Below are 12,440 nucleotides of genomic sequence, written 5' to 3'. Positions count from 1 at the left end.
CCTGCGGTTCAGAATGAATTCAACGCGCGGCTGCCCAGGGGATAGACCTGGAAGCCGATTTTTCGAAGCGCGTGGTGGTCGAGGATATTGCGCCCATCAAACAGGAACGCGGGCTGGCGCATGGAACGGAAGATGCGTTCAAAATCCAGATCCCGATATTGGCGCCACTCGGTGAGTACAGCCACGGCGTCGGCGCCCTCGGCAGCGGTATAGGGGTCGGGGGTATAGGTGACGCCCTCCCCTGCGTCCGCCAGGTCCATGCGGGCGTTCTCAAGGGCCTGGGGGTCGCTGACGATCAATTTCGCCCGTTCATCCAGGAGCAGGCGAGCCACGGTAATGGCGGGGGATTCCCGGGTATCGCCGGTGTCGGCTTTAAAGGCAAATCCGAACAGGGCGATCCTTTTGCCCGCCACGGTGTTGAACATTTCGCGTACCATGCGTTGCACGAAGCGGTGCATCTGGAATTCGTTCAAGCGCACCACCATCTCCCAGTAATCCGCCACTTCGTGCAGGTGGTAGGAACGAGCAATGTAGACCAGGTTGAGGATGTCCTTTTTAAAGCATGAACCGCCGAACCCCACGCTGGCATTCAGGAACCGCGACCCAATGCGGGAATCGCTGCCCACGGCCCGGGCGATCTCGCCCACGTCGGCATCGGTTTTTTCGCACAGGGCGGATACGGCGTTAATGGAAGAAATGCGTTGGGCCAGGAAAGCGTTGGCAACCAGTTTGGATAGTTCAGATGACCATACGCTGGTCATGATTATGCGGTCTTCCGCCATCCAGTGGCGGTAAATGTCCGCCACGGATTCCGCCGCGGCGCGGCCGCTGTCGCTTTCGTGGGCGCCGATAAGTACCCGATCCCCCTCAAGCAGGTCACGTACCGCCGTGCCTTCAGAAAGGAACTCCGGATTGGACACCACCTCGAAACGGCGTCCCCGGGTATTGGCCTTAAGGATGCGTTCCATGGCTTCGGCGGTGCGGACCGGCAGGGTACTCTTTTCTACGATGATCTTGTCACCTTCGGCGTGCTCGACGATTTCATGGGCCGTGCGTTCCCAGTACTGCAGGTCCGAGGCCATGCCCGCGCCTTCGCCGAAGGTCTTGGTGGGGGTGTTGACGGAAACGAATATAATGTCCGCGGCGCGGATGCCATCGGCGATATCGGTTGAGAAGAAGAGGTTGCGTCCCCGGGCCCCACGCACCACCTCGTCGAGGCCGGGCTCGAAGATGGGCAATTGGTCGGAGTTCCAGCGGGCAATGCGATCGGGGTTGATGTCGACCACATCAAAACGGTATTCGGGACATTTCATTGCCATGACCGCCATGGTGGGGCCGCCGACATATCCGGCCCCAATGCAAAGGATACGTTTCTGGTGACTCATCATTACCTCTTTAGCCTTTCCTTACACGTGTCCAGCCACCATCAAAGCCGGACAGACAAAACTCTCCCCTTGCGGAGAGGGAAATTATAAGAGGGAGAGACGGGGATGTCAACCCGGCGTTGACACCCGGCGCGGCTTGCCGCGCCCTGGCGGATCGTGTATAATGGCGCCATCATGAACACCAGATCCCTGTTTACCTTTATCGTTGCCTGGTTTTTTCCCGGTGCCGGTCATTTCCTGCAGAAGCGCTGGCTGCGCGGCGGCGTTTTTCTGGGCGGCACGGTCCTGTTGCTGGCTCTGGGTGTCTTCATGCAGGGAAAATTCTATACTGTGGACAACACCTACCACCCCCTCATGATCCTGGGTTTGCTGGGAGACCTGGGCAGCGGCGTATTCTTTTTCCTGATTCGTCTTCTGGGCCTGGATTCCGGTGATGTGCGCTCAATAACCCACCATTACGGCACCACCTACCTGGTAACCGCGGGGTTGATCAATTACCTGGCGGCCCTGCACGCATCCCGCCTGGTCTTGAAAGAGGAGAAAGGCGAATGATCTTTCGCAGCCACCTGTTGTCCATGGTCGTGTACGCCATTATCGTTTCCGTGATGCTGGGTTTCCTGAAATATGAATCCTTGCGCCAGGTCTGTCGTTACAGCCTGAAGCTTTTTATCTACATGGTGGGCGGGGTCATTGTGTTCAGCTGGGTCATGTATTTTGTGTGATTATTCAATAAAAGTTGAAGAGTTAAAAAGTTGAAAAGAAGGTGACAGGTCTCAGGAGACAGGGGGTAGGAACTGATTTCAATCGAAATGCAGGCGTAGGGGCGACCGGCCGGTCGCCCACGAAAAAGGGGCGCGGGCATGGATCAGGGCTCGGAAATGTCTAATTTTGAATTTCTTCTAATTTCGTATGGGTTTATTGAATAACCTTTTTTCACGAAACGCGGTCCCATTGTTTTTCCGCTGGTTTCCTCCGATTGCGGTGTATGCCCTTATTTTCTGGTTATCCGCGCAGACACCGGCCGGCCTGCCCAAGGGCATTCCCGACATTATTCCCCATTTCCTGGAGTTCCTGGTGTTGGGGTTCTTGCTGGCCCGGGCCATCTGCCCTCGCAACCGAATCGGTATGCTCCTGGTGTTGCTGTTGCTCCTCTTGTTGGCCTTGGGGGACGAGTTTCACCAGGCGTTTGTGCCCGGCCGGGTTTGTGCCCTCAATGATTTTCTGGTGGATTCTGCCGGCGCCCTGGCCGGAATCATGCTCTGGGGAAAGTTGGAAAGAAGGGGGCAGGCTTCAAGAGACAAGAGGACGCTTGACAACAGTGAAAAGTTGAAAGTAAAAAAGTAAGGTTCTCTTCCATTTTGTGTGGGTTTGGTGGGTCTGGAGTTTATTCAAATTTGAAAAAGGGAAATGCTTCATAAGAGTACCCTCTGGGTAATCATCCCCACAACCTCTCGCCAATCAGCAATGTGCTTACCCACACGAAACGTAACAGAACCCGACTTTTCACTTTTCACTGCCTGATCCGGAGGCGGCTCCAGCAGGTGGATCCACCACATCGAGCGGGCGGGCCACTCTTCCGGTGGCGGCGGCTCATCCATATCTTCCGGAGGAACCGTAACCAGCTTGGCGGCGATTTTTTGCGTATCCGGGATCTCTTCCTCCAACAGGTAGAGGGTCATGAAACGATCGTTGCGGGGCACCATGGGCAACATTTGGTTCACGTCCAATATGATGTTGGCGGCTCTTTCGCGAAACACCACGGTGCAGCGGTACTCCGTCTCGCTTTCCTGCAGCCGGATCAACGCTCGAAACGAAACCCCGTCCAAATCGTGATCCTTGTACACAGCCGCACCGGCAAACGATACCGCCAGCATTAGAAGCATCATAAGAAACGCGCTTAAGCGATCCCTTCCCATCGGCATGACCTCCCGGTATTAAATATAACATTCATTCGCGTCGTTTTCTCATTCATATTGCCATTAGCGATTTCCGTGAGCGGCAGCCGATTGCCAGCCGCGGCGGATTCGGGTAAAATGCCGCTTCGTCAGCAGAGGTGCTAAAAATGGAATTTAATTTTGATCAAATTGTCGACCGTACCGGCACCGCATCGTTAAAATGGGATTTTCGCGCGGAAAACACCGGCATTCCCGATATTCTTCCCATGTGGGTTGCAGATATGGACTTTCCGGCTCCGCCGGAAGTAGTCGAGGCGGTGAAGTCCCGGGCCGCCCACGGTGTGTACGGCTATACCGGCCACCCGGAATCCTTTTTTCAAGCCACCCGAAAATGGTTCGGCTCCGTTCACAACTGGGAAATAAAAGAGGAATCGATCATTGTCACCCCCGGAGTTGTTCCCGCCATCAACCTCGCGATTCAAACCTTTACCCGGCCCGGGGAAAAAATCATCATTCAGCCCCCGGTGTATTACCCATTCATGTGGGCCGTGGAAAACAATCAGCGCGAAATCGCCGCCAATCAGCTGGTGCGGGTGCACGATACCTGGCGTATGGACCTGGAGGACCTGGAAAATAAAATTGGCGCCGGTGCAAGCATGCTGATCCTGTGCAGCCCACACAACCCCGTAGCCCGGGTGTGGACCCGAAAGGAATTGGAAGAACTGGCGGCGCTCTGCCGCCGTCACGACATCCTGATTGTGAGTGACGAGATCCACGCCGACCTGGCCATGCCTGGGCACATTCACCTCCCCCTGGAGACGGTCGCCCCGGATCTGAGGGAACGCATCATCACCTGCACCTCCCCCTCCAAGACCTTCAACCTGGCGGGACTGCAGGTTTCCTCTACCATCATTCCCGATCCAGGGTTGCACGCCCGATTCAACACCGCCATGAAAACCGTAGGCCTTGGATTAAGCAATCCTTTCGGTATCGTAGCCGCCGAAGCCGCTTATCGCCACGGCCGCAAATGGCTGGATAAACTGCTGGCATACATCAAGGCCAACCACACGTACCTGGCGGGAATCTGTCGCGAAAAAATCCCCTGGGCCAACCCCATGCCCCTGGAAGGCACCTACTTGGCCTGGATCGACTGCCATGCGGCCGGCCTGGAAGATGAAACGTTAAGCAAACGTCTGCGCGAAAAGGCCCGCGTATGGCTGGACGAAGGCCCCCTTTTTGGTCCCGGAGGCGAGGGTTTCCAACGCATGAATCTGGCCTGTCCGCGGGCAATCCTGGCTAGAGCCCTGGAACGGATTGCCGGGATACCTGTATCCTGACACATCATCATGATCAGAATCACGCGCATTTCAAGGGGTTGAGCGGGGAAAGGCACATCACTTACTTGACATTCCACCGAATTTAACTGATAATTCAATTTCGGTACCAACCCCATCGCCGGATTCAAGAACAAACATTTTGATTCCGTGGCGACCAGACGAAAACGGGTCTTTTCACGCCGATCCCGGGAGGCAATCATGAATCCAGACCAGCCCGAATACGACCGCATGTACCTGAAGGTCGAGCAGATGTGCCGCGATTTCGCCCTGTTCCCTCCCTCGGAGCACCGCGCACTCCACCGGCGGGTACGCGGCTTGCTTTCTCCCAGCGTGATTGAAACCCGCTTGAAAGAGTTGGAAAAGCTGGACCTGAACGACTACATCGCCCGCACGGTGCAACCGGCCGGGGAGCCATCACGGCCCGGCTCAATGGCGGTGATCCACCGCCTGGGTGGAACCATTTTGCGCAAAGTACTCATGGGGCCGTTGGCCATAGTGGAAATGGAAATGGATTTCAGCGCACGGCGGCGACGCATCGGCATCATCGCCCAGGAAAGGACCATTGCCAACGGGGTGTGGATGCCGGAACACCACGAAGCCGCGGCATGGCATGCGCGGGAATTCGCCAACCTGGGCATTCCCATCATCACCTTCATCGACACGCCCGGGGCGGATGCCGGTGAAATCGCCAACCGCGGCAACCAGGCCCACCAGATTTCACGCCTCATCGCGGAAATGGTGAACATCGACGTTCCCACTGTGGCGGTTATCCTGGGGAACGGGTACTCGGGCGGGGCCATTCCCCTGGCCGCAGCCAACCTTTTGCTCAGCGTGCGCGACGGGGTGTTTAATACCATCCATCCGTCCGGGCTGGCCAGTATTGCGCGCAAACTTAATCTTTCATGGCAGGAATGTGCACGCTTCGTGGGTGTTTCCGCCATGGAACTCTTTTCTCAGGCTATCATCGACGGCATCATTGATTTTGTACCCGGGGAGGATCAAACCAAACTGGAGAACCTGAGATCAGCTCTCACAACTGCCATAAAATGCATCGAGACCGAAAATCTCGATTTCGTGAGCCGTACCCCTGAAATCCACAGTCACTACCGACGCAGTGTATATCGTTTTATCGATCCCTCGTTGCGATTGCGGTTTTTGAAGGAACACGGCGTGTTTCATACCGCTCCGGGTCCGACCGAGCACTTGAACGTATTCGGAGCCGCATGCCGCTACCAGCGTTACCTGAACCTGAGATCCCGGGTCCGGTCCACCACAAAAGAACAATACGGACGCCTGGCACTCGCTCCATCACCTCCGGGGGTCGACATGAACCTGCGGCTTCAGCGGCAGCAGCAGGCCATCTTCCAGGCCTGGCTGCAAGACCCCGACCGCGTGGCTTACGACGATCGCATGCTCCGGGCCCTGAAAAGTTTTCACTATTGGTTCGATAACGTGCACCGCCAGCGGGGACGGCTGCATACCTTGCTGCTGGGGGATGCGCACTCCAACCTGGAATGGTCACGGGATCACCTCCAACTTCTGCTGGGGTTCTTTGTGTTGAACCGCTGGAAAACCGACGCCCCCGCAAACTTCCGCTTTCTGCTCGATGCCTTGAAATCACCGCAACGCACGTGCCGACTTTTCACTAAAGACGCCCTCGCGGACCCGGCCGGGCTGGCCGCCATCATCCTTTCCGGAACAGATCCGGTCGCGAAAGCAATCAAGCAACGAATTTCTTTCGAGGCACGGCAGGTTTTCAGCCTGACCATAGACGATCCCGGGGCCGGGGAACAACTGCGCCGCACATTAACGGCTGAGTTGAACCGCATCCTGGCGGACCCGGATTTGGATGCGCCACCCATGGCTGGAGACAAGGATTCCCAGAAGTTTCCTCATGAACGCAACCGCCGCTTGCTGGAAGAGGCCTTTCCCACACTTTTGCGTCCTGCGCCGGACCGCCCGGGAACTTACTCCCCGGCAGAGGCCACCGTGCTTGACGTTATGCTGGACCCCGGTCTGCGGCCGGGATTCATTCGGGAAATCCGGGATCTGCTGGTGTTCGACCTGGTTTACGACCAATTCGTGGTTCAATTGCCGCGGATGGCAAAAGCGGCTCACCGGACCTGGAGCCTGCCACAAAACACCGTAGCCGAATTGTTGGAGAATGCCATTGCACAGGCCGGGGCCGGACTCAAGACCAGTGATCCAGACCTTTTCGCGGCCATGGAAGAGACCGGGGGAGTACGAGCCCGCATCCTGGCCTGGCTGCGACGCCTGTCGGCTTATCCCCGCCGCCACCAATTGCTCGCCCCCCTTGAGGAATGGAAAAGCGGTGCCTATCCCCGCATATCGGAAACCCTTTTTGTGGTCATCACGGACATCTTCTGCCGCCTGCTTCCACAGTATTTCCGGGCGGAAACCCATCCCGACGCCTATATCGGCCGCATCAATCCCGCGCGCATCGGGCGCAAAAAGGATTTCTGGAACCGTTTGTCCGTGGCCTACCAGGATTTACTGATCCATGAAGTCCTGGCGGAACTCAAGCAACAGGGTCGAATCCCGGCCTGCCAGGTGATTGACCGATTCTTCACGGATTTCCAGGAAATGGACGCCAATGTCATGACCGCCGACCCGCGGAGATTCCCGGGCTTCCGGGCGTCCATAGAAAAGGCGCTGAACAGTGGAATCACCCCCTGCGGCGCGGTAACCGGATTGGCGCGGTTTTCCAGGCCGGACCTGGACTGCCGGGTGGGTGTACTGGTATCCAACCCGGAATTCCAGGCCGGCGCCTTTGACATGGCCGCAACGGAAAAGCTGTGCCGGCTGCTGACCCATTGCGCCCGGCGCCGGCTCCCGTTGATCGGATTCGTGAGTTCCGGGGGCATGCAGACCAAGGAAGGCGCCGGAGGCCTCTTCCCCATGGCTGTTGTCAATGCCTTGATCACCCGTTTTGTCCGCGACCATGACCTCCCGGTCATCATGTTCGGTTTCGGTGATTGTACCGGGGGCGCCCAGGCCAGTTTTGTTACCCATCCCCTGGTGCACTCCTGGTATTTTTCCGGAACCAACATGCCTTTTGCCGGACAAATCGTGGTACCGGCCCACCTGCCCGCCCGTTCAACCCTGTCAAACTACCTTTCCACTGTTCCCGGATTCATGTCCGGACTGGTGGCCCATGCCTTCGCGCCGCAACTGGACGACCGCCTGCGGGAAATCGACCCCGATATCCCCATACCGCATACAAGCGTGGAAGAAGTGATGTCCCTTATTCTCCGTGATACGCATCCCCACGCGCAGTCCGGCGCGACGGATCCGCCGGCGCCGCTGCGGCCGGTATACCGCCCCATCCAGAGGGTCCTGCTGCACGCCCGGGGTTGTACGGCCGCGCGGCTGATTGAACAGGCCCACCGCCGGGATCATCAGGTGGTTCTGATCCAGTCCGATCCGGACATGGATTCCCTGCCCGCGGCCATGCTCAAGGAGTCGGACCGCCTTGTCTGTATCGGGGGAAATACACCCGGAGAAAGTTATCTCAACGCCCTCAGCGTTTTGCGTGTGGCCCGCATGGAAGAGGCGGACGCCCTGCACCCGGGCATCGGATTCCTGTCGGAAAACGCTGATTTCGCCCGGCTCTGCCTGAAACACGGGCTCAATTTCATCGGCCCGCCGGTAGAGAGCATGGAAGCCATGGGCAACAAATCAAACGCAATTCAGACGGCGCAAAGGCACGGGGTGCCGGTTGTGCCGGGCAGCCACGGGATTCTCGCGGATTCCGCGCATGCAGCCAGGGTCGCTGCGGAAACCGGCTACCCGGTCCTGCTCAAAGCCGTTCACGGGGGTGGCGGTAAAGGCATCCGAGTGGTTCGGGACGCTGACGCCATCCACCAGGCATTCATGCAGATCTCAACCGAAGCACATAACGCCTTCGGCAACGGCGACATCTACCTGGAGAAGTTCATCACCCGCCTGCGCCACATAGAAGTCCAGGTCCTGCGTGATTGCCATGGTAACCTGGTGATTCCGGGCATCAGGGATTGTTCGGTGCAGCGCAACAACCAGAAACTGGTTGAAGAATCCGCCTCCACCCTGCTGCCCGTCGAACTGGAGCGGAGCGTGCGGGATGCCGCCGCCAGGCTCTGCGACGCCATCAACTATGTGGGTGCGGGCACGGTGGAGTTCATTCTCGACCTGGACGGACCGGCCGTTTATTTCATGGAGATGAATACCCGCCTCCAGGTGGAACACCCGGTCACCGAAGTTGTCAGCGGCATTGATATCGTGGACGCCCAGTTCCGCATCGCCGAGGGGAAGCGGTTGAAAAACGTGAGAGTAAAAAATGAGGGGCACGCTCTGGAGGTCCGCATCAACGCGGAAAAGCCGGTAATGGACGCAAAAGGCCGCATGAGTTTTGTCTCCACCCCGGGAACCATCACAAGCTGTCGTCTGCCGGAACAACGCGGAATCCGAATCATCACCATAGCCGCAGAAGGTCGTACGATCTCGCCTTATTACGACAGCCTCATTATCCAGGCCATCGCGCACGGCCGGAACCGTGAACAAGCCGTAAATCGCATGCTGAAGTGGTTGGCCGGGGTGGATATCCAGGGAATTCCCACCAACATTCCCCTGTTGCGGCGCATCCTGGCCGACGCGGATTTCCGAAAAGGTGATTTCTCCACGAACTTCCTGGAGCAATTCACCCGCCGTCTGGACACGGTGGAATTGATCCGGGAAACCGAAACGGCCGCGGGCGTGGCCGCAGGTGGAGACGTGTCACTGCGGATACCGGATTCTTTGAACCTGAAAGTACTCAGCCCTTCCACCGGGGTTTTTTACCTGACCCCCTCTCCCAATGAACCGGAATTCGTGCAGGTCGGAGATGTCGTGGACGTGAACCACCCCCTGTGTCTGCTGGAGGCCATGAAACAGTTCACCCAGGTCACCCTGGCCGGGTTCAACACCGAAACATCCACACGCTATTCACCCGATACGCGTTTCCGTGTGGAGCGCATCAACATGACCTCCGGACAGCCGGTCAACGCCGGTGACCTGCTCTTCATCATCCGCCCAATGACGGAATGATCCATGGAAATGTCCCGCAAAAAACAACACCGCGATACACCGTCTTCTCAATCTTGCAAACAAACTGCCGCTGCTTAAGGGAATCTTCATATCCAATCTCCCCGCCATCGACAAACGCAGTACCATTATAGTACTATATTGTTGTGCCAAGAAAAATCAGAGAGTTGATTCGTGACTTGAAAAAAGCGGGATTCGTTGATCGCGGCGGCAAGAGAAGTCACCGCAACTTCACACACCCGAAAGGCACGAAGATAACTCTCAGCGGAAACCCTTCGCAAGACGCGAAGAAGTACCAGGAGCGCGATGTCGGCAGAGCCATTCAAGAGGTGACGGAATGAAAAAGAGTGACAGATATCTCAAAATTATCGAGTGGTCGGAAGAAGATCGTTGCTACATCGGCACGTGTCCCGGGTTGATGCTCGGTGGTGTTCATGGAGATGATGAAGCCGAGGTGTACCGGGAACTCTGCCGGGTGGTAGATGAGTGGATAAAGATATACGAGCGGGACGGCGAGCCGCTACCCGCCGAAACCGCGGGCAAAGAGTACTCCGGCAAGTTCGTTCTGAGAGTCGGCAAGGATTTACACAAGGAGCTGGCCATCGACGCCCTGCGTCACGGCGAAAGCCTCAACGCCCATTGCCTGCGTCTCCTGTTCGAAGCCCAATCCCTCCCCGAAAAGAACAAACAACCATAACCCCCCCCACCCCGGATCAGCAACCTTATATGTTACACCGCTCCAGTGGGAAACTCGATTCTCAGCGGTCGGGCCATACATAACCAACGCAATTCCCCCGCCGGCCTCAAGTTATATGAATGTAAGACCCTACCCCATTCGCGAAAGGGTACTCACCTACAGCCTTTTCCCTTTTTCAAATAAGAATAATCCCCCAACCCACACAGAATGGAAGAGAACCCAATCAACTAATCTGCCGTGGCCAGGCCCAGGCCGGCTGACCCGGGTTAATCCCGATAGCGGGCGGTGACCGCGGCGGCGGTCTCCGCCACCTGGCGGCGCAATTCCTCCGGGGCGATCACTTCCACTTCCGCGCCGAAACGCAACACATCCCCGGTAATTTCCCGAAAATCCGCGACCGGGAAAGACAAGTCAACCGATCCATCCGGATGCTCCTCAACCTGCTGGCCGGGATACCAGACCTGGTCCCGCACAAGGGCTGCCGCACGGGGCCGGAAACGCAGGCGCACTCGCACGGGAGGGCCGTCAAAAAAAATCCCGTAATTGCGTTCCAATTGATCGGCGATCGGAATTTCCCATTGCTCATCACTGACACGCTCATCCGTGAGTTCAATGGAAATGATGCGGGAAAGCACGAAATCCCTTACCCCCCGTCGCACCTCGCAATAACCCAGAAGATGCCAGTTCCCCATGTAGAGCAACAAATGCAGGGGCGCCACCATTCGTTCGGTTTCTTTACCCCCCCAGGGGGAGCGATACAGCAACCGCAGTTTGCGCCGCCGCCCCATGGCGTACACAACAGTAGAGAAGATTCCGGTGCGGACGCGGTGGACCTGGATGTTTTTCAGCGAGATGCGATCCTCCAATTCATGCAGATCCAGGCCGGTCCGGGCGTTTACCTGGTCAAAGAAACAAAACACCCGCGTGCGGGTGGTTTCGTCGGGAATCACAGTAGCCAGTCGCTTGGTTACCAGCAAAGCGACAATCTCCTCCTCTGAGATCCACATCCCGGGAAGTTCAAAGGAGTCATCCGCATAAGCATACCCCCGATCCAGGGCTGAATATTCGATCGGGGCACGAAAGAAGTCGCGCATGAATTCAATGTCGCGTGCGGCCTGGCGGCGGGAAATTTCAAACGCTTCCATGAAAGCGGCCAGAGACAGATAACCACCCCGTTTCAAGCGGTTGTGCACCCAGAGGTAGCGTTCAAAAGCCAGGCGTTTGGACATGGATCAGCGCAGAATGCGTCCGCTCCAGTACGCCACGACTTCGGAATCATCACCGGTCACGATTCCGGAATGGGTGTAGCAGACCTCCTCCACCCGGGTAGCCCCGATTTCCCTGGCGGCCGCCAACAGCATGACGGTAGGCGCCACGCCGCACATGGATATGCGCTTGCCAACCACTTCCCGGAACAACCCTTCCGGATCCAGGGCTAGAATGCGATCAATGGCCCGGCGGTCCAGGCGTTGGGCCTCTTCCGCCCGAATATAATGACTCATGTCGGTAGATGCGACCAGGGTCAGATTCGGTCGCCTGGAAAAGAGAATTCCGGCCAACATGCGGCCGGCCTCAAGAACGGTTTCCAGATCCACGGCGCCGACGACAATGGGCAGAATGGCGACCCGGGGTGAAATTACCTGGATAAAGGGCACCTGGACTTCCAGAGAGTGTTCTTCCAGTCCGGCCCGGTCATCCAGGGTGAATATGGGAGCCTCGCCCGCCAGCATCTCGGCGAGTTCCAGGTCGACCGACACATCACCCAGCGGCGTGCGCCAGGCTTCGTGGTTGTCCACCGCCAGGGGCGCACCGCTTCCACGGTGATTCACGCCCAACACCACCACTGTGTCTTTGGGAATCACGCCGGACCAGGCGCGTCCGGCACAAGCTCCGGAATAGATATAACCGGCGTGAGGCGCTACGATACCCAGTACCGGCACTTCACTCTGTGCCGGGGGGATCATGGACTCAACCTGCCGGCGGAGTTGGACGGCATCGCCGGGATAAAACATTCCGGCAACAGCAGGTTGACGAATCATTGTCACCT

Annotated in this window: 10 protein-coding genes; 6 read left to right on the top strand and 4 right to left on the bottom strand. The window is 57.5% G+C overall.

Annotation, left to right across the window (positions count from 1 at the left end):
* Positions 1-8: 8 nt before the first annotated feature.
* The gene (locus tag ENN40_07930; GenBank protein HDP95273.1) at positions 9-1,385 is read right to left on the bottom strand and encodes a nucleotide sugar dehydrogenase; all 1,377 of its coding nucleotides are present in this window, start codon (positions 1,383-1,385) and stop codon (positions 9-11) included.
* Positions 1,386-1,559: 174 nt separating this feature from the next.
* On the opposite strand from ENN40_07930, the gene ENN40_07925 reads away from it, so the two are divergent.
* Positions 1,560-1,937, top strand: a complete 378-nt coding sequence (locus ENN40_07925; GenBank protein HDP95272.1) for a hypothetical protein — start codon at positions 1,560-1,562, stop codon at positions 1,935-1,937.
* Between the two features lie 357 nt (positions 1,938-2,294).
* Complete coding sequence (locus ENN40_07920; protein ID HDP95271.1) at positions 2,295-2,729, top strand: VanZ family protein; 435 nt, start codon at positions 2,295-2,297, stop codon at positions 2,727-2,729.
* A gap of 68 nt (positions 2,730-2,797) precedes the next feature.
* Here ENN40_07920 and ENN40_07915 read toward each other — a convergent pair whose 3' ends face one another.
* Entirely contained in the window at positions 2,798-3,301 is a 504-nt protein-coding gene (locus ENN40_07915; GenBank protein ID HDP95270.1) for a hypothetical protein, read from the bottom strand.
* A gap of 146 nt (positions 3,302-3,447) precedes the next feature.
* Between ENN40_07915 and ENN40_07910 the strand changes: the two genes are divergently transcribed.
* The 4 genes from ENN40_07910 (at position 3,448) to ENN40_07895 (ending at position 10,393) form a co-directional block, all read left to right on the top strand.
* Positions 3,448-4,617 carry a pyridoxal phosphate-dependent aminotransferase gene (locus ENN40_07910; protein ID HDP95269.1) on the top strand — a complete coding sequence of 390 codons (1,170 nt, stop codon included), beginning with the start codon at positions 3,448-3,450 and terminating at the stop codon, positions 4,615-4,617.
* A 198-nt stretch (positions 4,618-4,815) separates the two neighbouring features.
* Positions 4,816-9,699: an ATP-grasp domain-containing protein gene (locus tag ENN40_07905; GenBank protein ID HDP95268.1), complete on the top strand. Its 4,884-nt coding sequence runs from the start codon at positions 4,816-4,818 to the stop codon at positions 9,697-9,699.
* Positions 9,700-9,842: 143 nt separating this feature from the next.
* A complete protein-coding gene (locus ENN40_07900) occupies positions 9,843-10,037 on the top strand; it encodes a type II toxin-antitoxin system HicA family toxin (protein ID HDP95267.1) in 195 nt (64 codons plus the stop codon).
* Positions 10,034-10,393, top strand: a complete 360-nt coding sequence (locus ENN40_07895; protein HDP95266.1) for a toxin-antitoxin system HicB family antitoxin — start codon at positions 10,034-10,036, stop codon at positions 10,391-10,393. Before ENN40_07900 ends, ENN40_07895 begins: the two co-directional genes overlap by 4 nt.
* Positions 10,394-10,659: 266 nt before the next feature.
* On the opposite strand, the gene ENN40_07890 is transcribed toward ENN40_07895, so the two are convergent.
* Entirely contained in the window at positions 10,660-11,622 is a 963-nt protein-coding gene (locus ENN40_07890) for a WYL domain-containing transcriptional regulator (protein HDP95265.1), read from the bottom strand.
* A gap of 3 nt (positions 11,623-11,625) precedes the next feature.
* Entirely contained in the window at positions 11,626-12,432 is an 807-nt protein-coding gene (gene amrB / locus ENN40_07885; protein HDP95264.1) for an AmmeMemoRadiSam system protein B, read from the bottom strand.
* Positions 12,433-12,440: the final 8 nt, after the last annotated feature.

The organism is Candidatus Aminicenantes bacterium, assembly GCA_011049425.1.
Taxonomy (GTDB): domain Bacteria; phylum Acidobacteriota; class Aminicenantia; order UBA2199; family UBA2199; genus UBA876.
The sequence above is the reverse complement of the archived record's forward strand: the minus strand, read 5'-3'. Positions and strand labels throughout refer to the sequence as shown.

Bases quoted from the DNA above. Each gene is read 5' to 3' on its own strand.
- ENN40_07890 (HDP95265.1), bottom strand. From the start codon at position 11,622: ATGTCCAAACGCCTGGCTTTTGAACGCTACCTCTGGGTGCACAACCGC.
- ENN40_07930 (HDP95273.1), bottom strand. From the start codon at position 1,385: ATGAGTCACCAGAAACGTATCCTTTGCATTGGGGCCGGATATGTCGGC.
- ENN40_07920 (HDP95271.1), top strand. From the start codon at position 2,295: ATGGGTTTATTGAATAACCTTTTTTCACGAAACGCGGTCCCATTGTTT.
- ENN40_07895 (HDP95266.1), top strand. From the start codon at position 10,034: ATGAAAAAGAGTGACAGATATCTCAAAATTATCGAGTGGTCGGAAGAA.
- ENN40_07910 (HDP95269.1), top strand. From the start codon at position 3,448: ATGGAATTTAATTTTGATCAAATTGTCGACCGTACCGGCACCGCATCG.
- ENN40_07905 (HDP95268.1), top strand. From the start codon at position 4,816: ATGAATCCAGACCAGCCCGAATACGACCGCATGTACCTGAAGGTCGAG.
- ENN40_07915 (HDP95270.1), bottom strand. From the start codon at position 3,301: ATGGGAAGGGATCGCTTAAGCGCGTTTCTTATGATGCTTCTAATGCTG.
- amrB (HDP95264.1), bottom strand. From the start codon at position 12,432: ATGATTCGTCAACCTGCTGTTGCCGGAATGTTTTATCCCGGCGATGCC.
- ENN40_07925 (HDP95272.1), top strand. From the start codon at position 1,560: ATGAACACCAGATCCCTGTTTACCTTTATCGTTGCCTGGTTTTTTCCC.